The organism is Haladaptatus sp. CMSO5 (genome assembly GCF_036689885.1).
Classification (GTDB): Archaea; Halobacteriota; Halobacteria; order Halobacteriales; family Halococcaceae; genus QDMS2.
In genome coordinates this window covers 1,674,127-1,697,001 of the sequence record NZ_JBAHVW010000001.1, presented here as the reverse complement: position 1 = coordinate 1,697,001, position 22,875 = coordinate 1,674,127, and the positions used below count along the sequence as shown (strand labels likewise).

The window sequence follows — 22,875 nt, the reverse complement described above, 5'->3', positions numbered from 1 at the left end:
GCCAGCACTGACTACCGGTAATGGAACCCCTGCGCAGCGACGAGACGGTGGCGCATGCGGCGGATGATGCCACCTTCGTCAGTCGGGCCTGCGAGGTCGAACCCGTTTCTCTCCATCGCCTTCTCGACACTGCGGACGCGCCTCGATTCGCGTGGAGCGCGCCGGACGCCCCGTCTATCGTCGCCTTCGGTTCGACAGAAACACTCACCGCGGCGGGCGACACCCGCTTTGACGCGATTCGAACGCAGGCAGAAACACTGTTTTCTCAGAGCATCACCCCCGAACGCCTCCCCGAAGCCGCCCGGCCGCGGTTGTTCGGCGGCTTTTCGTTCAACGAAGGCCCCACCGAAGACGACGACTCTGCGTGGACTGGCTTCCCCGACGCGCGGTTCGTCCTCCCGCGGGTGCAGGTGGCTCAAACCGACGCGAAAACGTTTCTGACGGTCACGCTCGCAGGGCCAAATGCAACTCCCACGGCGGCGGCCGACCTGCTCGAACGCGAACGCGAGGCGCTCGCTTCCCTGCCGGCCGACAATCCGGAAACCCAGCCGCCCGGCGTCGCCTCTGTGCAACTCACGACGCCACGTGAGACGTGGAACGCGCAGGTGGAAGCCGCACTCTCGCGCATCCACCGCGGCGAACTCACGAAGGTCGTGCTCGCTCAAGCGCTCACCGCGACCCTCGACACCGAACTCTCCGTCCCGGGTGCACTCTCGCGACTCGCCACAACGTACCCCGACTGTCACCGCTTCCTCGTCGCACCCGATGAGGAGGGCGCGTTTTTCGGCGCGACGCCCGAACGACTCGTCTCCCTGCGCGGGCGCACCGTTTCGACCGTCGCGCTCGCCGGGTCGACCGGTCGGGGCGACACGCCGGAAGAAGACGAGTGGCTGGGCGAGGAACTGCTCACGAGCAAGAAAGACCGCCACGAGCACAACGTCGTGGCCGAAACCATCCGCGAGCAACTCGAACCGTTCGCCTCAAGCGTGACCCTCGGCCCACTCGGCCTGCGTCGGCTCGCAACCGTCCAACACCTCCAGACGCCAATCAGCGCCGAACTCACCCACGACGAACACGTCCTCTCGCTGGTCGAGGCGCTCCACCCAACGCCCGCCGTGGGCGGCCTGCCGCCAGAGCGCGCGAAACAGACCATCCGCGACACCGAAACGTTCGACCGCGGGTGGTACGCCGCGCCCGTTGGCTGGTTCGACGCGGCCGGAAACGGCTCGTTCGCCGTCGCGCTGCGTTCTGCGGTCGCCCGTGGCACCGAGGCCACCCTGTTTGCCGGTGCGGGCATCGTTGCTGACTCAGACCCCGATGCCGAGTGGGACGAAGTACAGTTGAAATACCGCCCGATGTTGGACGAACTCGAATGAGCGCACCCAACAAAAACACCCTCTGGGCGCGCGTGCTGGTAGACGAGTTTGCAAAGGCTGGCCTCGACGCCGTCTGCATCTCCCCCGGCAGTCGCTCGACGCCGCTCACCGTCGCCTTCTCGCGCCATCCCGACATCCGCGTGTTCTCTCATCTCGACGAGCGGTCTGCGGCGTACTTCGCCCTCGGTCGAGCCAAGCGCACCGGGCGACCAACGCCGCTTGTGTGTACGTCGGGGACCGCGGCCGCGAACTTCCACCCGGCCGTCATCGAAGCGTCGCAGGCGCGCGTCCCGATGCTCGTGCTCACCGCAGACCGCCCGCCCGAACTCAGAGATAGCGGCGCGAACCAGACCATCGATCAGGAAAAGCTGTATGGCAACTCTGTTCGGTGGTATCGTGACCTGCCTGAACCAGCGGTCGAAGACCGCAAACTGCGCTCGCTTCGCACTGACTGTGCGCGAGCGGTTGCGAAAGCCGAGGGAACAGACGCAGGCCCAGTCCACCTGAACGTCCCCTTCCGGAAACCGCTCGACCCCGTTGAGGTGCCGGGCGACGTTCCCGAGGGGTTCGAAGCGGAGTACCCGCTCGCCGCGACTGGCCGAGACGGGCCGTTCGTCGAGGTGGCCGAGGGCCGCGCGGCCCTCGAGACGGCGACCCGTGACGAGTTAGTCCGTGCATTCGAACAGGCAGCGCGCGGCCTCATCGTCGTCGGCCCGGACGACAACGGCCCGACTCCGGCGGCGATTGGCGCACTCGCAGATGCGACCGGGATGCCCGTGCTTGCAGACCCGCTCTCTCGGGTTCGCTGGGGGCCACATACGGCGGGGGAACCGATTCTCGGCGGCTACGATTCGTACGTAGACGCCCTTCCTGCGCCCGATGTCGTGCTCCGCTTTGGAGCTGCCCCGACTTCGAAGACGCTCCAACACTACCTCCGCGACTCGGGTGCGCGGCAGTTTGTGGTAGACCCCGCAGGCGAGTGGCGAGAGGCGACGTTCACCGCGAGCGACCTCGTGGTCGCAGACCCGACTCGGGTGGCTGAGGCGCTCACACAGGCGCCCACGATGGACGCAGGCGACTGGACACGGCGATTCGAGGAAGCCGAATCCCGCTACTGGGAACTCGTCGCGGCTGCCCACGACGAACAGTTTTTCGAAGGAACCGTCCTCGCGGACGTGGTCGAACTCGCCCCCGACCCGACGACGCTGTTCGTCTCGAACTCCATGCCGGTGCGCGACGCAGACCGCTTCGGGAAGCCACGCAAGGCGGCGATTACTGCGCTCGCAAATCGCGGCGCGAGCGGCATTGACGGCATCACCAGTTCGGCGCTCGGTGCGGGCAGTGCGACCGACGACCCGCTCGTCCTCGTAACCGGCGATTTGGCCTACTATCACGACATGAACGGCCTGCTCGCACTCGCTCGGTGTGGCGTGGACGCGACCATCGTCCTCGTCAACAACGACGGCGGCGGTATCTTCCACATGCTCCCCATCGAGGCGTTCGACCCGCCGTTTACTGGCCAGTTCAAGACGCCCCACGGCCTCGATTTCGAGCCGACGGGCGACCTCTACGACCTTGAGTTCGTGCGCACCGAAGGTCGAGGCGAGTTCCGCGAGGCGTTCGTGGCATCGGTGGGCGAAGCCGGAACTCGCGTCATCGAAGTGCAAACCGACGCCGAGGCGAGCCACCGTTTCAGGGAGCAACTCTCCGAGCGCGTGACCGAGGCAATTCAGCGAGACTCGTCGCGTCCGTAAGACGGTGAGAATCGTCGGCCACGCTCGTTCAATTCAGTACAAAGCAAGTGACTGCACCCAGTTCTCGCGGGTCGGACGCCGCTGAGTGCTGAGTCGGATTCGTAGAAAACCGAGACACAGAGCCGTGTAAGACGGTTTGATTGTGCGCGATTCGGCTGCCGGGTGTTGATTTTTCCAGCGTCCTGTCAGACCAACTGGGCTGACTGTCTCACAGAACTTTATCAAGACGGCAGTTGATGATTGCATTGCCTGCGGGAGCGCCGTGGGTGGGGAAATTCAGACCGGTTCGACACCAGTGAGCCACGAGTGGCCACGCTGAATCGGTCGCTGCAAACCATGAGCCAACACGAATCGAACACGCCCGACGCAAACGGACCTGATGCCGGACGGCGGCCGGCAGAGGTTGGGCTTTTCGACGAGTTGCTCACGGAACCACGGTTGTTCAAACAGCGGGACAAACTCCGTCCCGCTCACACCCCCGTGACACTCCCCCACCGAACGACCGAAATTGCCTCACTCGCTGGCGTTCTGGCAGGTACACTTCACGGAGAAACAACCGCGCACGTACTCTTGTACGGAAAAACGGGCACTGGAAAAACCGCTTGTGTCCGCTCGGTGACGAGAGAACTCGAACGGGCCGCAGCGCGCCTCGAAAGACACGTCACCGTGGTTTACGTAAACTGCGAAGTCACGGACACGCAGTATCAGATACTCGCACACCTGACGAACGTGCTCGTAGAATCGAATCGTACGCTGACGGGCGACCCGAACGCGGGGCCAACAGCCGTTCCGATGACCGGATTTCCGACCGAAGTCGTCTACGATACGCTCATCGAAGCCGCGAGTGTCGTCGAACGGTCGGTCATCGTCGTTCTCGATGAAGTAGACCAACTCGCGTCTTCAGGCGGCGACAGCGTCCTCTACAATCTCGCGCGATTGAACGGTCTCCTCGATTCGTCGCGGGTGACATTGGTCGGCATCAGCAACGACCTGACGTTCACCGAGTCGCTTGACCCACGGGTGCGGTCTCGTCTGGGAACCGACGAAATCGTGTTCCCGCCCTACGATGCGGGCCAGCTCACCGATATCATCACCGAACGGGCGGCCGTCGCATTCGAGGAAGGAGTCATCGAGGAGGGCGTTTTCGCGCTCGTCGCTGCCCTTGCCGCACAAGAACACGGCGACGCCCGACGAGCCCTCGACTTGCTCAGAGTTGCGGGAGAACTCGCAGAGCGAGACGGCGCACAGACGGTGACGGAGGCGCACGTCAGAGACGCCAAGGCACGCGTCGAGTTCGATCACACCGAGCAGCTCGTCGACTCGCTCCCAACACAGTCAAAACTCGTGTTGCTCGCCGTCGCTGATTTCCCCGAAGGAGCACCTGTCGAAGGTGTCCACGAACGCTACACGCGACTGTGCACCTCGTTCGGGATGGAGCCGCTGTCGGGTGCCCGGATGTCGAGTGCACTCGGCGACCTCGATTCGCTCGGATTGGTGACGGTCGCGTCGAAAACACGGCCACGAAGACGCGATGTGCGTCTTTCATTGCGATGGCGTGACCTCCAGCGGATTCTCGCGGCTGACAGTCGATTTGCGAATCTCGTCTCGGAGTGACCGCGCAGAATCTTTTTGCGCCGCCCGACCCGAGTGGCCGTATGGTTTCAGATATTTTCGACCCCGCTCGCTGGGACGAGATTGCAGACTTTGATTTTCAGGACATCACCTACCACCGCGCGACCGACCAGGGTACCGTCAGAATCGCCTTCGACCGCCCAGAAGTCAGAAACGCCTTCCGCCCCGGGACGGTTGACGAACTCTACACCGCACTCGACCACGCCCGCCGCCAGACGGACGTTGGCTGTGTGCTCCTGACCGGCAACGGCCCTTCCCCGAAAGACGGCGGCTGGGCCTTCTGTTCCGGCGGCGACCAAACGATTCGCGGCGACGACGGCTACCAGTACGAAGGCGACGAGGCGGGCGCATCAGACACGGGCCGCCTGCACATCCTCGAAGTCCAGCGGCTCATCCGTTTCATGCCAAAGCCCGTCATCGCCGTCACTCCCGGCTGGGCTGTCGGCGGTGGCCACAGTCTCCACGTCGTCTGCGACATGACCCTCGCCTCGGAGAAGGCTATCTTCAAGCAGACCGACCCTGACGTGGCGAGCTTCGACGCCGGCTTCGGTTCTGCGTATCTCGCCCACCAAGTCGGCCAGAAGAAGGCGCGTGAAATCTTCTTCCTCGGGAAGGATTATTCGGCAGAAGAAGCGGCAGACATGGGCATGGTAAACGACGTTGTGGCGCACGAAGACTTAGAAGACGTGGCGCTTGAGTGGGCCGCAGAAATCAACGCGAAATCGCCGACGGCCATGCGGATGCTCAAATTCGCCTTCAACATGGATACCGATGGCATGGTCGGCCAGCAGGTGTTCGCCGGGGAAGCCACCCGGCTTGGCTACATGACCGACGAGGCCAAGGAGGGCCGCGAGGCGTTCGTCGAAAAGCGCGACCCCGATTTCTCGAAGTACCCGTGGCACTACTAAGCAACTTTTTCTTCGTCGGGTTCACCTCCGGCGAACCCCTCCTTGAAAAGCTTGCATGAAAAAGGCCGACTGCGCCCGTGTGCGCAGTCGGGTGCGACGCTGAACCGCTACGGCAGTGGACTCGTACCGGTAACCGCAACCGCCTCCGCACCGAAAACGCACTGCAACCACAGTCGCTATGTCGGTGCCTTCCTAACTGCCAACAGAATGACTGACACCGCGACCATCTCGCCGACGAAGGCGTGGGTCATGGCCGCCCGTCCGCAGACACTTCCGGCCGCGGCCGCCCCCGTCATCGTCGGCACCGGACTCGCCGTCCACGACGGTGTCTTCGCCGCGCTTCCCGCACTTGCCGCGCTCGTTGGCGCGCTGCTCATCCAGATTGGGACGAACTTCGCAAACGACTACTACGACGCGATAAAGGGCGCAGACACCGACGAACGACAGGGGTTCACCCGCGTGACGCAATCCGGCCTCATCGCGCCGGAAGAAGTCAAACGCGCGATGTACCTCACCTTCGCCATCGCCATCATCTCGGGGACGTACCTCGTCTCCGTTGGCGGCCTTCCCATCGTCGTCATCGGCCTCGCAAGCGTGGCGAGCGGCATCGCCTACACCGGTGGCCCCTACCCCCTCGGCTACCACGGCCTCGGTGAGGTGTTCGTGTTCATCTTCTTCGGTATCGTCGCCGTGACGGGCACCTACTACGTCCAAGCCGTCGATGCGGTGGCAGGCATCCCGATGACCATCCCGTCCGGAACGCTCCCACTCGCCGCACTCGTGGCGAGTCTCGCGCCCGCCGCGCTGTCGACGGCGATTCTCGTCGTGAACAACGTTCGGGACATAGAGACCGACGCGAAAACCGGCAAGCGCACCCTCGCGGTGCGACTCGGCTACCGCTGGAGTCGCGTCGAATACCTGCTCATGCTCGCCGTTGCCTACGCCGTGCCTGCGGTGTTCGCGCTCGACCCGGCATACTCGCAGTTCGCACTCCTGCCACTCCTCTCGTTGCCGATTGCGGTGCGCGTCGCGCGAACCGTACTCACCCGCACCGACGGCGCGGCGCTCAATCCCGCGCTCGAACAGACCGGCCAACTGCTCGCGATTCACTCGATTCTGTTCGCCCTCGGGTTCGCCGCACCGGCGGTACTCTGATGGAACTCACTCGATTCTCGTTGCCACTCACCTCGCCCCTGCAAACAGCCGCAGGCGACATCGCGGAACGCGAGGGTTTTCTCGTCCGTGTGACCGTAGACGGCGTCCCCGGCGTCGGAGAAGCGACGCCGCTGCCCGGCTGGACCGAATCGCTGGCTGCCTGTGAAGTGGCGCTCAACGCGGTTCGCTCACAGGTCGAAACAGGAGCCGAAGACGATGCGATAGCCGCCCTCTCAGAGAACCCGGCCGCGCGCCACGGCCTCTCGCTCGCGGTGGCCGACGCCCGCGCTCGCGCCACAGCCCAGCCGCTCTACCGATTTCTCGGTGGCGACGCTCGTGTCGAGCACGTCCCGGTGAACGCGACTATTGGCGCAGGAACGATGGCGGAAACCGTCGGAGCCGCCGAGAACGCGGTCGCTGAGGGGTTTCGCACGCTCAAGCTGAAAGTCGGTACAGACGCGGTCGAAGCCGACGTGGAGCGCGTCGCAGCCGTCCGCGCCGCCGTCGGAGACGGCATCGAACTCAGGGCAGACGCGAACGGCGCGTGGGATATGCCGACAGCGAAGCACGCACTCGACGGATTCGAGAAGGCGAATCTCTCGGTGCTCGAACAGCCTCTCCCCGCGACGCACCTCAAGGAGCACGCCCGGTTGCGCGGTGGAGGCGTGCGAATCGGCCTCGACGAATCGCTCACCGAACGAACTGCCACGGAGATTCTCGACGCGGACGCGGCAGACGTGCTGGTACTCAAACCAATGGCCCTCGGCGGCGTTGACGTGGCACGAGAGACAGCACGCGCTGCACGCGAGGCAGGCGTCGAGTGCATCGTGACGACCACCATCGACGGTGCCGTTGCGCGAACGGCGGCGGTGCACCTCGCCGCGAGCTTGCCCGACGTCGAAGCGTGTGGACTTGCCACCGCGAGTCTTCTCTCAGCAGACGTGACGGAGACAGACCCCGCGCCCGTCTCAGATGGCGCAATCACGGTTCCGCAGGGAAAGGGCAATATTCAGCCAGTCCTGAATGGGGAATGATGCGAGACTGGGTAGCCCAACAGGCGCGAGCGTCACCGGACGAGGTCGCGCTTATCGACGCCGAAAACGACGTGCACTGGACGTACCACGAATTGACCGAGGCTGTCGATGAGACCGCCGCACACCTTTCGGGAGCCGGCGTGCTTCCCGGCGATCACGTCGGCGTCTTGCTCGAAACGAGCATTTCGTTCGTCCGACTCATCCACGCTGTCGCGCGACTCGGCGCGGTGCTCGTGCCCTTCAACACGCGCCTGACCGCCGCCGAAGTCGCCCCGCAAATCGAACGCGCGGACGTGTCGGTGCTCGTTTGTAGTGAGTCAACAGAGGCGAAAGCGATGGGTGCGACCGAGGGGACAGGCGTTTCCCTCCTTTCGCTCGACGCCAGTCTCAGAGCGCGGGTCACGAAGCTCGACTCCCAGCCGACGGCCGAGGTTCGACCGGCGACGTGGGAGGCGGACGACCCACAGCTCATCATGTTCACCTCGGGGACGACTGGCGAACCGAAGGCGGTGGTCCTCACCCACGGCAACTTCGCGGCGAGCGCCGAGGCTTCTGCCTACCGCCTCGGCACGCTCCCCGACGACCGGTGGCTCGTCTGCCTCTCGCTCTATCATATGGGCGGGCTGTCCCCGATTTTGCGCGCGGCGCGCTACGGGTCTACTGTCGTGTTGATCGAAGCATTCGACGAACAGGTGGTGGGCGATGCTATTGCCGAATACCAGCCGACGGGCATCTCGCTCGTGCCCGTGATGCTCTCGCGCCTGCTTGATGCGGGCGTTTCCTTTGATCCATTTCGATTTGTCCTGCTGGGCGGCGCACCTGCACCGGACGACCTCATCGAGCGGTGCGAACGAGAGGGCGTGCCCGTCTCCCCGACCTACGGTATGACCGAGGCCGCCTCGCAAATCGCCACCGCGACGCCGAGCGAGGCGTTTGCCTACCCCGGAACGGTCGGCAGACCGCTCTTTGGCACGGACGTGACCGTGGTCGGTGACGACGGCGACCCCGTCGAACCGGGAACGCCGGGCGAACTCGTCGTCTCCGGGCCGACGGTGATGAAGGAGTACTACGACGACTACGAGACGACGGTCGATGCCTTCTCTGAATACGGCCTGCACACGGGCGATATGGGGTATCAGGACGAAGGTGGGCGACTCTGGGTGGCGAATCGACGCGCCGACCGCATCATCACGGGCGGCGAGAACGTCGACCCGGCAGAGGTCGTCGCCGTGTTGCTCACGCACCCAAAGGTGGCCGACGCGGCCGTCGTTGGCATCGAAGATGACGAATGGGGCGAACGGGTGGGTGCGCTCGTCGTCACGGAGGATGTTGAAAAAGTCACCGGCGACGAACTGGTCGACCACTGTAGAGCCAAACTTGCGGGCTACAAGTGTCCGCGAGTGATTGGGTTTACCTCGGCGTTGCCCCGGACGGCGTCGGGGACGGTTGAACGCGAGAAGGTGCGCGAGGCGCTTCGATAGCCCCCACGCCAAGGGTTTAGAAGCGCCCGCGACCTATGAGAGACTGTGTGTACGCTCACCTTCGCGTGGCAGGTGTTCGACGACACGCCGCTCGTCGTCGCTGCCAACCGTGACGAACGTGTAGACCGACCCTCGACGCCGCCGCAGGTCAGAGACGGCGACCCCGCAATCGTCGCCCCCGGCGACAGCGAAGCCGGTGGGACGTGGATTGGCTACAACGAACACGGCGTGTTCGTCGCCATCACCAATCGCTGGATAGAAGCCGAACTCGACGCGCCGCGGTCGCGCGGCCTGCTCGTCCGCGATGCGCTTTCCTACGAAACCGCAGAGGACGCGACCCGATACGTCGAACGCGAGGTGGACGAACGCGAGTACGACGGCTTCAACCTCGTGCTCGCGGATGCGAACGCCGCGTTGCTCGTTGAGTGGGACGGGCGCAAACGGATTCGAAATCTCGATCCCGGCGTCCACGTCGTCGTCAACGTCGGCATAGACGGCGAGTTCTTCGAGCCGCCGCGCTTCCCCGAAGCGGGCGAACAGCAATCACAGAACGCGATTGCCCTCCGCGAGGCGCTCGAACCGACGCCTGCCGAGACTGCAGAGGCGTGGCTCCACCGGGCGCGTGACGCGATTTCTGACCACGATTTCGGGGTGTGCATTCACGAAGACGGCTACGGAACGCGTTCGTCGTCGCTCATCACGATTGACGCAGGCGGGGATGGGACCTACGACTTTGCACCCGGGTCGCCGTGTACGACCGAATACGAACCCGTCGAAGGTCAGATTTAACCTGCTCGGGGCAATTTGTTCAATCCATGAGTACGGCAGAAGCGGAGGCTGAACTCTCCGAGGACGAGCAGGCAGGACTCGAACTCATCCGCGAGACGGGTGGCGTTTACCAGAGTGACTTCTGGAAAAAATTGGATGTGAGCTCCCGGAAGGGAAGTCGCATCGTGGAGTCACTGCTGGCCAAAGACTTCATCCGCCGGGAGGAAGCCGTCTACAACGGTCACACGACGTACTTCGTCACCCCCGCACCGAAAGATCTCGATTTCTCGCTGCTGATGGCGGGCGACCTGCTTTCGCCGTTCATCGGTGAAGAAGACATCGACGCGCGCAGTGACGCCCTGAGTCACTGGATTATGAACCTCGCCTACAACGGGTAGGCTACTCGTTTTGCTGTTGGTTGGCCACGCCGAGTGCGACTCCCATTGCGACCCCGAGTGCGAGCCCAGCACCGATGTTGTCCATCGCCACGCCGAGTGCGACACCAATGCCCGCACCAATCGCAATCCACGCACCCCGAGACATCGTGTCGGCAGCCATGGCTCACGTTTGCGAGTGATGAACAAAAAGCTCTGTTAGCTTACGCGAGCGCGCTTCCGGCGCGGATGATGACCTCCTCGCCGAACGCCGGGCCAATCAGTTGCAGACCGACCGGCAGACCGTCGGTTTCGCCCGCAGGCACCGAAATGGCAGGCAGGTTTGCGAGGTTCACGGGCACCGTGTTCGCGTCCGCGAGGTACATCTGAAGCGGGTCCGAGAGGCTCTCACCGAGTTTGAACGGCGGCGTTGGCATCGTCGGGCTCGCGAGCACGTCAACGTCCTCGAACGCCTCGTTGAAGTCCTGTTTTATCCACTCGCGGGCGTCCTGTGCCTTCTTGTAGTAGCGGTCGTGGTAGCCAGCAGAGAGGGCGTAGGTGCCGAGGAGGATGCGGCGTTTGACCTCGTCGCCGAAGCCAGCCTCGCGTGAGCGGGCGTAGGCCTCGTTCCAGTTGCCCTCGAAGCCACCGGAGATGCCGTAGCGGACGCCGTCGAACCGGGCGAGGTTCGAGGAGGCTTCCGACATGGCGATGACGTAGTAGGCCTGGACGGCGTGTTCGACCGAGGGGAGCGTGACCTCTTCGACGGTCGCGCCTTGGGCTTCGAGTTCCGAGAGCGCGTCGTCAAACTGTTCTACGACGCCGTCGTCTGCACCCTCAACGAGTTCGGTCGGGACGCCGATGGTCAACCCGTCAACGTCGCCGGTTGCGGCGTCTGCGTAGCTCACGTCGGGTTTTTCGCGGGTGGTCGCGTCGTGTGGGTCTTGCCCGCTGATGACATCGAGCAGGGCAGCGGCGTCTTCGACGCTCGGGGCGATTGGCCCAATCTGTTCTAAGGAGTTCGCGTAGGCGACGAGGCCGTAGCGCGAGACGAGGCCGTACGTCGGTTTGATGCCGACGACACCACAGAACGCGGCGGGACAGCGAATCGAGCCACCGGTGTCAGAGCCGAGGGCGAGGTCAGCATCGCCCGCGGCGACGGCGGCCGCACTGCCACCCGAAGAGCCGCCGGGGACACGGTCTTCGTCGAGTGGGTTGAGGGTCGGCCCGTAGGCGGAGGTTTCGGTCGTCGTCCCCATCCCGAACTCGTCCATGTTGGTTTTCCCGACGATGGTCGCGCCTGCCTCTTTCAGGCGGGTGACGACGGTTGCGTCGTACGGTGGGACGTACTCTTCGAGCATCGCAGAGCCGCACGTCGTGCGGACGCCTTTCGTGGAGATGTTGTCTTTCACCGCGATGGTCTTGCCCGCGAGCGGGCCGTCGCCGTCGCTCTCAATCGTTTCCTCGGTGACGAAGATGTTGAGAGAATCCGTCATGAGACGCGTGGTCCTTTGAAATAGCCGTCTTCGGTCTCCGGCGCGTTCTGGAGCGCTTCTTCTTGCGTGAGCCCGTCGTGAACCTCGTCGGGGCGCATCACGTTCACCAGGTCAGCCTCCTGTTCGACCTCGGGCACTTCGTCGAGCGCGCCGAAGTAATCGAGGATATCCCCGAACTGTCGGGCGAACAGCTCGACCTCCTCGTCGTCTAGGTCGATGCGCGCGAGGTCTGCGATGTGGCGGACCTCGTCTGCGTCGACAACCGTATCGCTCATGGCTTTTTGCACACGCGGGCAAGCGGTAAGGGTTTCGATGCTCGGGTTTCACGGCGAGACCCCCTGACAGGGACGCTGACCCGAGGTGAATTTGAATTCAGTTAATTTGTCGAAATCGACAGACAGAACGCCTCACGCGCCCGAAGCATTTAAGTCGCCAGAGATACAACAAAACGGTGTATCGACGCCGTCTCTGCTACTTCTCTCTGCAGTGTGATACACCAGACAATGACTGATACGAGTATTCGAACCCGAACAGACGAGCGGACGAGCGAGCGAGAACAGCCCGAACAAACACAAAGCGAAGAAGAGCTTGTCTGCCCGGAATGTAGTGGCAACCTCGTCGCCGACGCAGAACACGGCGAGACGGTCTGTCAAGAATGTGGCCTCGTCGTAGACGAGGGCACCATCGACCGCGGCCCGGAGTGGCGTGCTTTTGATTCTTCAGAACGCGACGAAAAGTCCCGCGTCGGCGCACCGACGACCCAGATGATGCACGACAAGGGCCTGTCAACGAACATCAGTTGGCAGAACAAAGACGCATATGGGAAGTCCCTTGGCAGCCGCCAGCGCGCGAAGATGCAGCGGCTTCGCAAGTGGAACGAACGGTTCCGCACCCGCGACAGCAAGGAACGTAACCTGAAGCAGGCGCTCGGTGAAATCGACCGCATGGCCAGCGCCCTCGGCCTCCCGAAAGACGTGCGTGAAACGGCGTCGGTCATCTACCGCCGTGCGCTCACGGAGAACCTGCTGCCGGGGCGCTCCATCGAGGGCGTCGCGACGGCAGCGCTCTACGCCGCGGCACGGCAGGCGAGCATGCCCCGAAGCTTAGACGAGATTACCAACGTCTCCCGCGTCGAAAAGAGCGAAATCGCGCGCACCTACCGTTACGTGGCCCGCGAACTCAAACTCGAAGTGCGCCCGGCCGACCCGGAGAGCTACGTCCCGCGCTTTGCGTCCTCACTTGGCCTCTCCGATGAGGTGGAGATGCGCGCCCGACAGCTCCTGAAAACCGCCAAACAGCAAGGAGTTCACAGTGGCAAGTCGCCGGTCGGCCTCGCGGCCGCCGCCGTCTACGCCGCCGCGCTGCTCTCGAACGAGAAAGTGACCCAGAGTCAGGTCTCCGACATCGCAAACATCAGCGAAGTCACCATCCGCAACCGCTACCACGAACTGCTCGAAGCAGAAGAGCAGGTCGTCTAAGCGGAACACTGACGGCTTTTCCGGCATTTTTCGACCCATGGAGACGACTCGCCATTTCACCTCAACCGTCTATATCGTCAACGACGGAGCAACCGCCCTCCACGACCACAAACATCTGGACATGTGGCTGCCACCCGGCGGCCACATCGACCGCGACGAACTCCCCCACGAAGCCGCCATCCGCGAAGTCAAAGAGGAAACCGGCTTGGACGTAACCCTGTTCGCAGCGCGAACCGGTGCGTCCTCGCCGACCGTCGAACCGCTTCCCGAACCCGCCCACCTCCAACTCGCGGACGTGAACGTGTACGACGAACACGTTGGCCACCAGCACATCGACTTCGTCTATTTCGGCCGCGTCGACTACCGCGACATCACGCCCGAAGACGGCGAAATCGAGACGTGGCACTGGTTTACGAAAGACGAGCTGCGCGAGGATGGCGACCGACTCGAACCCGACGTAATCGCCCACGGCATCGAAGCCATCGACGCCGTCTCAGTCGAGTAACGACGCGATGTACTGGCCGACGTGGTCGTCCATCCGTTTTTTGTAGCCCGCCTGTCGCGCGAGGCGGTCGAGTTCGCGGGCGATGAGACTGCCGTACTGTACCGCCTTCTTCTCGCGGAAGGCGATGGGGTCTGGTGTCCACTCTCGGACGGCCATGCGGAACGCGAATTTGCGCTCGCCACGCGGACTCACGAGGAGATTTTCTGGCAGCCGGAGGCTCGCTTCGACCACGTCGTCGTGAAGGAGGGGTGCGACCGGTTCGACGCCCGCGGCACGGAGCGCGAGCACGTCACGAGGAAGTTGGTCTGCAAGCGTCGCAATCACTTCGCGGGCAGCGCCGCGAACGGTGTCTGCCGCGACGCGGTGGTCGTCGGGCGCGCGGGTGATTTTCTCGTAGCCGCCGAACAGTTCGTCTGCGCCCTGTCCCACCGCGAGCGTGTCGTAGCCGTCTGCGGCGGCGCGTTTCGCGGTGAGATAGAGCGGCAGGGCGATGCCCACGTCCATCGCATTCGTTCGACTAGTCGCCCGCGCGACTTCTGGGATTGCTGCTTCGAGCACGTCGTGGGACACCTCGATGACAGTGAGGTCTTTGCCGAGCAATTGCGCGGCTGATTGGGCGGCCTCGATGTCGTGGCTCCCGGGGAAGCCGGTCACGTAGAGCGGGCCGTCGAGATACGCACCGAGAGCGGCCGAATCGACGCCGCCAGAGAAGGCAACCGGTGTGTCTTCCGGGAGGGCAGAAAGTTGCCCTTCGACTGCGGCTCTGACCGATTTGATTGCTTCTGTTCGAGAGGAAACCAGTGGTAGTTCTGGAAGCGTCCAGACCTGCTCGTCACCGGCTTCGGTTCGCCGACAGCCTGCTGGGACGAGACGTGGATTTGTAAGGTCGCGGTGGTCGAAACTCCACGTCGTCGGGTCTTCAGGTTCCGAGAAAATTGGATAGCGCCCGAGCACGTCGCGGACGAGCGCGCCAGAGAGTTCGCCCGCGAAGCCCCCGGTTCCGGGGAGAGCCTCTCGTGAATCGAGCGCCCGGCGGACGGTGGCCGGGGCTGCGCCGTCCATCACTCCAGCATCGAGGACAGCCGGTTTTTCACGCGGCGTTTCGCGCCACCGGCGGCCTGTGCGAAGCTGATGTGCCACGGGGTGCGCTGGCCAACGACGCTCGTGCGCCCGTCGCGGATGGCGTCGAGAATGGCGGGGACGCTCCGGTCGTCTGCGTCGATTTCAGTGACCGCCTGCCCGACCATCTCGCTGATGTGGGCGTCGCTTCCGGCGGTCATCGGGAGGCCGCGAGCGCGGGCGAAGCGCTCTGCCTTCCGATTTGCACGACCGGTGAGGAGCCGCGAGTTGTACACCTCGATGGCGTCCGCGCTCGCAAGCTGGTCGGTAGTGATGTGCGGGGCGACGCCGCTCCGTGATTTCTGGAACGGGTGGGGGATGACCGCGAGGCCGCCCTGCTCGCGGATGCGGTCGAGCGTTTCGTCGAACGGCCGGTAGGCCGGGATTTTCTCCTGGATGCCAAAGGCGAGGATGTGGCCCGCGGCGCTCGTGATTTCCATGCCGGGAATGCCAACCAGCCCGTACTCTGGAGCCTTCTCTGCGGCTTCGAGGCTGGCGTCTATCTCGTCGTGGTCAGTGATAGCGAGCGCGTCCAAGCCAACGGCTGCTGCCTGTTCTAACAGGAGGTCGACGGGATCACGCCCGTCGAATGAAAGCTGTGAGTGTGTGTGAAGCTCGACCGACAGCACAAGCGGAGGTAGCGCGCCAGTCTTGAAAAGGGCCTCGGAATCATGAGCGCCTGCGCTGGCACATCACGACGAGCGGCGATTTTGGGCACGTTCGTGCACATGAAAAGGACTTTACCCCGACTATCTCAACAGATAGGTGAATGAGTCTTGCCGAGTCGGACAAGGAACTGGTGGTTGCGCAGTTGGGGCGAGAGCCCACTGACGCAGAAGAAGTCCTGTTCGAAAATCTCTGGAGTGAACACTGCGCCTATCGCTCGTCGCGCCCCCTCCTCGGCGCGTTCTCTAGCGAGGGCGACCAGGTGGTCATCGGCCCCGGCGACGACGCCGCCGTGGTCAAACTGACCGATGACGTGTACATCACGATGGGTATCGAGAGTCACAACCACCCGTCGTACGTCGACCCCTACGACGGGGCGGCGACGGGCGTTGGCGGCATCGTCCGCGACACCCTCTCGATGGGAGCCTACCCAATCGCGCTCGCTGACAGCCTCTACTTCGGCGGGTTCGACCGCGAACACTCGCGCTACCTATTTGAAGGCGTGGTCGAGGGCATCGGCGACTACGGCAACTCGATTGGCGTGCCGACCGTCGCCGGAAGCGTCGCCTTCCACGACGACTACGTCGGCAACCCACTCGTGAACGTCGCGTGCGTGGGCCTGCTGCCCGCAGAGCGCATGGTCACTGCAGAAGCCCAGACGGTCGGCAACAAACTCGTCCTCGTCGGCAATTCCACGGGCAGAGACGGCTTAGGTGGTGCATCGTTCGCCTCCGAAGATCTATCTGAAGACGCAGAAACCGAAGACCGCCCGGCCGTGCAGGTTGGCGACCCGTACACTGAAAAACTCCTCATCGAGTGCAACGAAGCACTGCTGGACGAGGGGTTAATCGAATCGGCCCGCGACCTCGGCGCGGCGGGCCTCGGCGGCGCGTCCAGCGAACTCATCGCGAAAGGCGACAAAGGCGCGGTGCTCGAACTCGAAACCGTCCACCAGCGCGAACCGAACATGGTTCCCCTCGAAATCCTGCTCGCCGAATCCCAAGAGCGGATGGTGTACGAAGTCACGCCTGAGAATGTGGCGCGCGTCGAAGCTCTCGCAGAACGCTACGACCTCGGCTGTTCGGTCATCGGCGACGTGACCGACTCCGGACGCTACATCTGCACCTTCAAGGGGGAGACGGTCGTCGACGTACCCGTCGAATTCCTCTGTGAGGGCGCGCCGATGAACGACCTCGCAACGGAAGCCCCAGCGGGCGTCGAACGTGACCTCCCAGAGACGGACCTCAAAGACGCCTTCGAGGCGCTCGTCGGCAGTCCGAACACTGCGAGCAAGCGCTGGGTGTACCGCCAATACGACCACGAGGTCGGTACGCGCACCGCAATCGGGCCGGGCCAAGACGGCGCGGTGCTCGCCATCCGCGAAGCCGAGATGGGCCTCGCGTTCACCGCGGGTGCAGACCCGAACTGGACGACCGCGAACCCGTACGACGGAGCCCGCGCCGTGGCGCTCGAAAACGCCACCAACCTCGCCGTGAAAGGCGCGACCCCGCTCGCCGCGGTGGACTGCCTGAACGGCGGCAACCCCGAAAAACCCGACGTGTACCACGGCTTCAAGGCAATCGTTGACGGCCTCGCGGACATGTGCGCAGACCTTTCGGTACCCGTGGTCGGCGGGAACGTCTCGCTCTACAACGACTCGCAGGCCGGGCCGATTCCACCCACGCCGACGCTCGCGATGGTCGGCACGAAAGACAGCTACAAAGCCCCACCCGCGTTCTTCGCCGGAGAGGGCACGCTCCTGCTCGTCGGTGACTCCGTCCTCGCGGGCGAACAGTCGGGCCTCGGCGGCTCTGAGTTCCTCGCCCAGTTCGGCGGCACGGACGACTTCCCGGCACTCCCCGAAGACGCCCCAGCGTTCGTGGAAACCCTCGCGGCGGTCGTGAATCAGGACACGACGCTCGCAGCCCACGACGCGAGCCACGGCGGGCTCGCCGTGACGCTCGCCGAGATGGTCACCGAGGAGACGGGCGCTGACGTGGCGATTTCGGGTGACGCTTCCGCCGCAGAACTCCTGTTCCACGAACAGCCCGGTCGCGCCGTCATCGAGACGACCGACTCCGAGGCAGTAAAAGACGCCTTCGACGGCGTCGCGCCGGTGTTCGAACTCGGCACGGCAACGACGGAAGGCACGCTCTCGCTTACGGTCAACGACGAGGAACTGTCGGCGTCAGCAGAAGCGATTGCAGACCTGCGCGCCATCATCGAACGCGAACTCGAATAAGTCGAGATTCTCGTTATTGACGAACCTACCGCGTCAGCGTGGCGTTGCTCAGGGTTGGTGGGGAAGAATGGCTCTACTGAACCCCTCAATCGGTGATCGGTTGCAGGAGCTGTGCTGCATACAGGGTGCGGACACAGCATTGCGATAATCTGTACGGCCTCTCTATCCCGTTGTCATTCCAACAATTCATAAGCTCGTCTCGATATCTCACTTGTATGTCGCCACCGCCGTTTATTGACCGGGAATCGGGAGAGTTAGACCTACGTCAGATCCGCGCAGAAGTCTTCCCTCTAGCTGGTCTTATCGTGCTATTCGGAGGGTTGGCGCTTCTTATGTTTTTGATTACGCTGCTTGTCGCTGGCAACTCTCTGCTCGGTGGACTCCTTACCGTCGTCACACAGTTCATACTAGCCGTCGGCACCGGTATCGTGTTGATGTATGTTATTGCGCGTGGGATACAGCTTGCCGACGGGTAAGAGCGCCCCTAAGACATTCGGAGACCCGTTTCTGTTTCCGAGTTTATTGAGGAATCTCCGTTTTGCATTATACGCCAGCCCGTTTGTGTTAGCTGTTGAAGGTTTCAACAGCGTCGGAAGAAGAGAGGGAGTGAAACTTACGCCAGCGCGAACGCGAGACCGAAAACGACCGCAAGCCCGATGATGGTGACGATGAGTCCCGTCGTGACCTGTCCCATCGAAAAATCTTGCATTGGGGAGGTGACGCGGCCGACTTGTTCGCCTTCGTGGTGCTCGCCTTCGTGCTCGCCGTCGTGTGAGTGCTCGTCCATATCCGCACATTTGCCCGGTGGTACTTTGCTATGTCGGATGCTTACCGCAGGCGAAAGGGACTAACCCCGTTCTTCCGTAGCAGAAACCAACCGAATGCTCACCAAGCGGATCATCCCCTGCATCGACGTGGCGTTGGACGACGACGGGAACGCAGCAGTCTATACCGGGGTCAACTTCACCGACCTCAAGTACACCGGTGACCCCGTCGAGATGGCAAAGCGGTACAACGAGGCGGGCGCAGACGAGTTTGTCTTCCTCGACATCACCGCGAGTTCAGATGGCCGTGAGACGATGCTCGACACCGTCTCGCGCGTGGCAGACGAGGTGTTCATCCCGCTGACCGTTGGCGGCGGCATCCGGACGAAAGCCGATATCAAAGAGACGCTCCGTGCGGGAGCGGACAAGGTGTCGATTACCACGGGTGCGCTCGAACGCCCCGAACTCATCGAAGAGGGCGCGGCCGCATTCGGCAACCAGTGTATCGTCATCAGCGTTGACTCTCGGCGTCGCTTCGACGAACAGGGCGAACACTACGTCGAAATCGATGGCGAGTCCTGCTGGTTCGAGTGTACGGTCAAAGGCGGGCGCGAAGGGACGGGAAAAGACGTGGTCGAGTGGGCAATCGAAGCCGAATCGCGCGGTGCGGGCGAGCTGTTCGTCAACTCCATCGACGCCGACGGCACGAAAGACGGCTACGACATCCCGCTCACCTCGGCGGTCTGTGATGCGGTTTCGACGCCCGTCATCGCCTCCTCGGGGTGTGGTGGCCCGGAAGACGCCTACGAGGTGTTCACAGAGGCGAACGCGGACGCGGCGCTCGCGGCGTCTATTTTCCACTTCGATGAGTACACCATCCGCGAGGTAAAAGAGTACCTCGCAGAACGGGACGTTCCAGTACGTCTCTAACGAGAATCGGGTTACTGAGCGGCTTCGAACGCGGCGCGGAAGGAACCAGCCTTCTCACGGACGCGCGCGGCACCTTGTTCGAGTGCTTCGAGTGGGTCGACTCCTTCGACCGTTTTCACGGTGAGGATGGGGTCGGTTTGCCCACCGGACTGCTCAGGGTTCATGTCGTACGTCGCCGCGGACACGTCCTCGAGTTCGAGGAGCGCGCCCTTCAGGACGTTCATGAACGTGTGGTCTTCGCCCGCAATCTCGATGGAGAGTTCATTCTCCGTCTTCTCGATGACCCGCAGTTCCATACCCATTAGTGCCAAAGCCGGGCGTTTGTACCTTTCGAAGGGCTACGCTCAGGAGTTCGCCGTGATACTGACAGAAACGACAGTCTACGAAGAACCGACTGGTAGTGTGAGGCCCCTATCGTCCGTCACGCTGAACTACTGGCGCGACCGAAACGGCACCGCCTGCCTGTAACTCCCTGAAGGACGCACATTCCAGACACGCGTTAACGCGATTGTTGTTATCCCCGAAAACCCGTCGGAACCGCCCCGACACCCCCGACCCACAGTTCAGACAGTATTCCATGTTACGTCTCCCCCAGTAGACCGATGGCTGGAAGAAGAATATGAGTACTGACAGATACTATCCGCTGAGAACCACCACAACAGTTAAAACTGAAAAAGTTCGTCGCCGTCAGTCCTGGCAACAGCCGCCTGCTTTCTCGCCGAAGTCGACGGCGAGTTCCGCGGAGATGGCGTCGTTGACCGCCGCGAGTTTCGCGTCGAGTTCCGCCTGTGCGGTGAGGAACTCGTCCATCACGGGCAGTTCGTGGAGGCCTGCCTGTGCGTTCTGGAGGTTGTGGAGGTCTTCTTGGGTCGCCTCGCCCGTCTGGCGGGCCAGCATGAACTCCTGGCGGAGCTGTTCGAACTTCTGGACGCGCTGTTGGGCTTCCTCTGAGTTCTCGACCTTTGCTTTCGTCGCTTCGAACCGCTGGTAGGCCGGTGAGTCAGCAATTGCCTTGCCGAGTTCCGTGCCCATGTCCTCCAGTCGTGCGGTTTCCATACTCATGGACGTCGCTTAGTGAGCGAGACGTTTGAAAGTGCCGGTCAGTGCCATTTTCGGGTTGTCGAGGCTACAAATGGTCACCAACGGCGAGGCGCGCACCGAGGGCGACGAAGATACTCCCCGTGACCCAGCGAAGCCCGCGGTTGAGCGACGGCCGTGCAGCGAGCAGCGCACGCACCCGCCCCGAGAGGAGAGCGACGCTCGTGAGATACGTGAGCGTCAACACGGCGTAGATGCCCCCGAGTACGAGAAACTGACCGGTCGCGCCAGCGGAGTCGACGAACTGCGGGAGGAAGGCGAGAAAGAACAGCGCGACTTTCGGGTTGAGGACGTTGATGGCGACGCCTTGGAGGTAGCTGTGGTCGTCCCCGTCGTCGTCCTCGATGGTGAGCGGTTCGTCGTCGCGGAACGTCTGGATGCCGAGGTAGATGAGGTACAGCGCACCCGCGTACTTGACCAGCGAGAAGGCGGTCGCGGAGGTTCGCAAGAGCACCGACAACCCGAGGACGGCCCCGAGCGTGTGGACGAGGATGCCAGTACTGATACCGGCGGCAGAGAGCAGCCCCGCTTTGGGGCCATCGCTCACGCCGCGCGTGAGGACGTAGATGGTGTCCGGCCCGGGCGCGAGGATGAGGCCAACCGAGGCGACGATGAACAAATCGAGCGACGAGACTGCCATTTGGTAACACTGTCGGCACCGCGCATAAAAAATAGTCGGGAAACCAGTCAACTTCCCTACGAGACCGCCACAATCATTAAGTGAGCGCAGTCGATGACCGTCTCAATGGCATGGGTGCGGGCAGTGGCGTTGGTAGGGCTTCTGCTAGTGCTCGCACCGATGGCAGCCGTGGCCGACCAGCCGGCGGCGTCGCCTGCACTCACGGTCACGAGTTCGAAAACTCCCGACGGCATACGATACGACATCGTCGTCGAACCGGCAGCTGCCGAGGGTCTCTGGGTTGACCCGGGTGCCAAGTTCGACGTCGTCGGGGTTTCTGGACTGACGGAAACGAACACTGGCGAGCGACGCGTCTATCGCTGGGACGGCTCGTCCGCAGTCACGACCCTCACCCTTGAGTACACCGTCACGAACTCACACGCCGTCTCCGGCGGCCCTGAATACACCAAAACCGACGAGTGGGTGCTCGGTCCCGTCCCCAGCCTCGAAGTGACGTGGCAAGAAGACGGCGAGGAACACACGCTCAGGCCGTTCGAACAACGCGATTCGGGCGTGACGATTGCCACGGACGGCCCGGGTGTCGTCGGGAAACGCTACGCCCTCCTCGGGCCATACGACCAGTACCAGCGCACAACAGGCGGCGAAACCATCCGGCTCGTCATCCCGCGCGGCGCGGAGACGGCAGCCGACCCTACTCACATCCTCGACGCAGTGAGCGAGAGTAGCGCTTCACTCGACATTGGCCACGCGCGCGGAACGGTGCTCTTGTTCGCGCTGCCAGACCCCGCCCGACGCGGCGGTGAATCGTTCCTCCGGATGCGCGAACTCTGGGTACACGCCGATTCGCGCCTCGACACGCCGAACAACGTCTGGCTCCACGAGTACGTCCACACCCGCCAATCGTTCACGCTGGCTCCCGAAATGCAGTGGCTGCGGGAAGCCTCGGCCGAGTACTACGGTGCTCGGCTGGCCGAAAAACAGGGCCTCGTGAGCGAACACGAAGCCCAACAGTTTGTCACCAAGTCAGGCTACGAAGACGCCGTCCTCGCAGAGCCTGCGTCGTGGGACGACCGGGCGGTACCGTACACGAAAGGGATGCGCACGCTCGCCGCCCTTGACGAACGCATCCAGACTGCGACCGACGGCGAGCGGTCGCTTGCCGACGTGTTCACCCGACTCAACGAGTACGACGGAACCGTCACCTACGAGGTATTCGAACAGACCGTCGAATCGGTGGCTGGTGAGTCGATGGACGAGTGGCTGTGGAGACAGGTGTACGAACGCGAACCACCGAAACCATTGACCACGCCGTGGCTGATGCACCAAGCGCGCGAAGCGGCCACGCCGCTGGGGCTCGCAAGCGAGAGTGGGAATGCACCGATTTTCGTCGGCGTTGGCGTCGTCGCACTCGGCCTCACCGGTGGGCTGCTTCGTCGGCGTTAGCCTCCTGTCGGC

At 63.3% G+C, this 22,875-nt stretch carries 25 protein-coding genes; 15 read left to right on the top strand and 10 right to left on the bottom strand.

Features of this window, described 5'->3' with window-relative positions; translation table 11 throughout:
* Positions 1 to 20: 20 nt before the first annotated feature.
* The 9 genes from V5N12_RS08990 to V5N12_RS08950 all read left to right on the top strand — a co-directional run bounded on the left by V5N12_RS08990 (position 21) and on the right by V5N12_RS08950 (position 10,506).
* Entirely contained in the window at positions 21 to 1,376 is a 1,356-nt protein-coding gene (locus V5N12_RS08990) for an isochorismate synthase (protein ID WP_332898826.1), read from the top strand.
* On the top strand, positions 1,373 to 3,130 hold the full coding sequence (menD, locus tag V5N12_RS08985; protein ID WP_332898825.1) for a 2-succinyl-5-enolpyruvyl-6-hydroxy-3-cyclohexene-1-carboxylic-acid synthase: 1,758 nt from the start codon (positions 1,373 to 1,375) through the stop codon (positions 3,128 to 3,130). Before V5N12_RS08990 ends, menD begins: the two co-directional genes overlap by 4 nt.
* 336 nt (positions 3,131 to 3,466) lie before the next feature.
* Positions 3,467 to 4,744, top strand: coding sequence for a Cdc6/Cdc18 family protein (locus tag V5N12_RS08980; protein WP_332898824.1), 1,278 nt, complete (start codon positions 3,467 to 3,469; stop codon positions 4,742 to 4,744).
* Between the two features lie 41 nt (positions 4,745 to 4,785).
* Positions 4,786 to 5,670 carry a 1,4-dihydroxy-2-naphthoyl-CoA synthase gene (locus V5N12_RS08975; protein ID WP_332898823.1) on the top strand — a complete coding sequence of 295 codons (885 nt, stop codon included), beginning with the start codon at positions 4,786 to 4,788 and terminating at the stop codon, positions 5,668 to 5,670.
* Between the two features lie 207 nt (positions 5,671 to 5,877).
* Positions 5,878 to 6,825 carry a 1,4-dihydroxy-2-naphthoate polyprenyltransferase gene (locus tag V5N12_RS08970; RefSeq protein ID WP_332898822.1) on the top strand — a complete coding sequence of 316 codons (948 nt, stop codon included), beginning with the start codon at positions 5,878 to 5,880 and terminating at the stop codon, positions 6,823 to 6,825.
* Positions 6,825 to 7,859 carry an o-succinylbenzoate synthase gene (menC, locus tag V5N12_RS08965; RefSeq protein WP_332898821.1) on the top strand — a complete coding sequence of 345 codons (1,035 nt, stop codon included), beginning with the start codon at positions 6,825 to 6,827 and terminating at the stop codon, positions 7,857 to 7,859. The genes V5N12_RS08970 and menC overlap by 1 nt, the downstream gene beginning before the upstream one ends.
* Positions 7,859 to 9,340, top strand: coding sequence for an o-succinylbenzoate--CoA ligase (menE, locus tag V5N12_RS08960; RefSeq protein ID WP_332898820.1), 1,482 nt, complete (start codon positions 7,859 to 7,861; stop codon positions 9,338 to 9,340). Before menC ends, menE begins: the two co-directional genes overlap by 1 nt.
* A 45-nt stretch (positions 9,341 to 9,385) precedes the next feature.
* A complete protein-coding gene (locus V5N12_RS08955) occupies positions 9,386 to 10,129 on the top strand; it encodes an NRDE family protein (protein ID WP_332898819.1) in 744 nt (247 codons plus the stop codon).
* A 26-nt stretch (positions 10,130 to 10,155) separates the two neighbouring features.
* Positions 10,156 to 10,506 carry a helix-turn-helix transcriptional regulator gene (locus V5N12_RS08950; RefSeq protein ID WP_332898818.1) on the top strand — a complete coding sequence of 117 codons (351 nt, stop codon included), beginning with the start codon at positions 10,156 to 10,158 and terminating at the stop codon, positions 10,504 to 10,506.
* A gap of 1 nt (position 10,507) precedes the next feature.
* Here the strand turns inward: V5N12_RS08950 and V5N12_RS08945 are convergent, their stop codons facing one another.
* Genes V5N12_RS08945 through gatC form a run of 3 tightly spaced genes read right to left on the bottom strand, consistent with a single transcriptional unit; the run spans position 10,508 to position 12,253 of the window.
* Complete coding sequence (locus V5N12_RS08945; RefSeq protein WP_332898817.1) at positions 10,508 to 10,666, bottom strand: hypothetical protein; 159 nt, start codon at positions 10,664 to 10,666, stop codon at positions 10,508 to 10,510.
* Positions 10,667 to 10,706: 40 nt separating this feature from the next.
* Complete coding sequence (gene gatA, locus V5N12_RS08940) at positions 10,707 to 11,978, bottom strand: Asp-tRNA(Asn)/Glu-tRNA(Gln) amidotransferase subunit GatA (protein ID WP_332898816.1); 1,272 nt, start codon at positions 11,976 to 11,978, stop codon at positions 10,707 to 10,709.
* Complete coding sequence (gene gatC / locus V5N12_RS08935) at positions 11,975 to 12,253, bottom strand: Asp-tRNA(Asn)/Glu-tRNA(Gln) amidotransferase subunit GatC (RefSeq protein WP_332898815.1); 279 nt, start codon at positions 12,251 to 12,253, stop codon at positions 11,975 to 11,977. The genes gatA and gatC overlap by 4 nt, the downstream gene beginning before the upstream one ends.
* A 228-nt stretch (positions 12,254 to 12,481) precedes the next feature.
* On the opposite strand from gatC, the gene V5N12_RS08930 reads away from it, so the two are divergent.
* Positions 12,482 to 13,456 carry a transcription initiation factor IIB gene (locus V5N12_RS08930; RefSeq protein WP_332898814.1) on the top strand — a complete coding sequence of 325 codons (975 nt, stop codon included), beginning with the start codon at positions 12,482 to 12,484 and terminating at the stop codon, positions 13,454 to 13,456.
* 37 nt (positions 13,457 to 13,493) lie between these two features.
* The gene (locus V5N12_RS08925; RefSeq protein ID WP_332898813.1) at positions 13,494 to 13,961 is read left to right on the top strand and encodes an NUDIX hydrolase; all 468 of its coding nucleotides are present in this window, start codon (positions 13,494 to 13,496) and stop codon (positions 13,959 to 13,961) included.
* Here V5N12_RS08925 and V5N12_RS08920 read toward each other — a convergent pair.
* Both V5N12_RS08920 and V5N12_RS08915 read right to left on the bottom strand, forming a co-directional pair.
* On the bottom strand, positions 13,950 to 15,023 hold the full coding sequence (locus V5N12_RS08920) for an asparagine synthase C-terminal domain-containing protein (protein WP_332898812.1): 1,074 nt from the start codon (positions 15,021 to 15,023) through the stop codon (positions 13,950 to 13,952). The two genes, V5N12_RS08925 and V5N12_RS08920, sit on opposite strands and share 12 nt — an antisense overlap.
* Positions 15,023 to 15,709, bottom strand: a complete 687-nt coding sequence (locus V5N12_RS08915; RefSeq protein WP_332898811.1) for a PHP domain-containing protein — start codon at positions 15,707 to 15,709, stop codon at positions 15,023 to 15,025. The genes V5N12_RS08920 and V5N12_RS08915 overlap by 1 nt, the downstream gene beginning before the upstream one ends.
* A gap of 140 nt (positions 15,710 to 15,849) precedes the next feature.
* Here V5N12_RS08915 and purL point away from each other — a divergent pair, with 140 nt between their 5' ends.
* Positions 15,850 to 17,988 (top strand): phosphoribosylformylglycinamidine synthase subunit PurL, encoded by a 2,139-nt coding sequence (purL, locus tag V5N12_RS08910; protein WP_332898810.1) that lies wholly within the window; start codon positions 15,850 to 15,852, stop codon positions 17,986 to 17,988.
* Between the two features lie 215 nt (positions 17,989 to 18,203).
* On the top strand, positions 18,204 to 18,464 hold the full coding sequence (locus V5N12_RS08905; RefSeq protein ID WP_332898809.1) for a hypothetical protein: 261 nt from the start codon (positions 18,204 to 18,206) through the stop codon (positions 18,462 to 18,464).
* Positions 18,465 to 18,601: 137 nt separating this feature from the next.
* Here the strand turns inward: V5N12_RS08905 and V5N12_RS08900 are convergent, their stop codons facing one another.
* The gene (locus V5N12_RS08900) at positions 18,602 to 18,775 is read right to left on the bottom strand and encodes a DUF7550 family protein (RefSeq protein WP_332898808.1); all 174 of its coding nucleotides are present in this window, start codon (positions 18,773 to 18,775) and stop codon (positions 18,602 to 18,604) included.
* Between the two features lie 94 nt (positions 18,776 to 18,869).
* On the opposite strand from V5N12_RS08900, the gene hisF reads away from it, so the two are divergent.
* Positions 18,870 to 19,682, top strand: a complete 813-nt coding sequence (gene hisF / locus V5N12_RS08895) for an imidazole glycerol phosphate synthase subunit HisF (RefSeq protein WP_332898807.1) — start codon at positions 18,870 to 18,872, stop codon at positions 19,680 to 19,682.
* Positions 19,683 to 19,693: 11 nt separating this feature from the next.
* Here the strand turns inward: hisF and V5N12_RS08890 are convergent, their stop codons facing one another.
* The 4 genes from V5N12_RS08890 to V5N12_RS08880 all read right to left on the bottom strand — a co-directional run bounded on the left by V5N12_RS08890 (position 19,694) and on the right by V5N12_RS08880 (position 21,420).
* Positions 19,694 to 19,978 carry a DNA-directed RNA polymerase subunit L gene (locus V5N12_RS08890; protein ID WP_332898806.1) on the bottom strand — a complete coding sequence of 95 codons (285 nt, stop codon included), beginning with the start codon at positions 19,976 to 19,978 and terminating at the stop codon, positions 19,694 to 19,696.
* Positions 19,979 to 20,093: 115 nt separating this feature from the next.
* On the bottom strand, positions 20,094 to 20,261 hold the full coding sequence (locus V5N12_RS17150) for a DUF7563 family protein (RefSeq protein ID WP_442904933.1): 168 nt from the start codon (positions 20,259 to 20,261) through the stop codon (positions 20,094 to 20,096).
* Positions 20,262 to 20,369: 108 nt separating this feature from the next.
* A complete protein-coding gene (locus V5N12_RS08885) occupies positions 20,370 to 20,744 on the bottom strand; it encodes a YlbF family regulator (RefSeq protein ID WP_332898805.1) in 375 nt (124 codons plus the stop codon).
* 64 nt (positions 20,745 to 20,808) lie between these two features.
* The gene (locus tag V5N12_RS08880; RefSeq protein WP_332898804.1) at positions 20,809 to 21,420 is read right to left on the bottom strand and encodes a LysE family translocator; all 612 of its coding nucleotides are present in this window, start codon (positions 21,418 to 21,420) and stop codon (positions 20,809 to 20,811) included.
* Positions 21,421 to 21,525: 105 nt separating this feature from the next.
* Here V5N12_RS08880 and V5N12_RS08875 point away from each other — a divergent pair, with 105 nt between their 5' ends.
* A complete protein-coding gene (locus V5N12_RS08875; RefSeq protein WP_332898803.1) occupies positions 21,526 to 22,863 on the top strand; it encodes a hypothetical protein in 1,338 nt (445 codons plus the stop codon).
* Positions 22,864 to 22,875 lie beyond the last annotated feature (12 nt).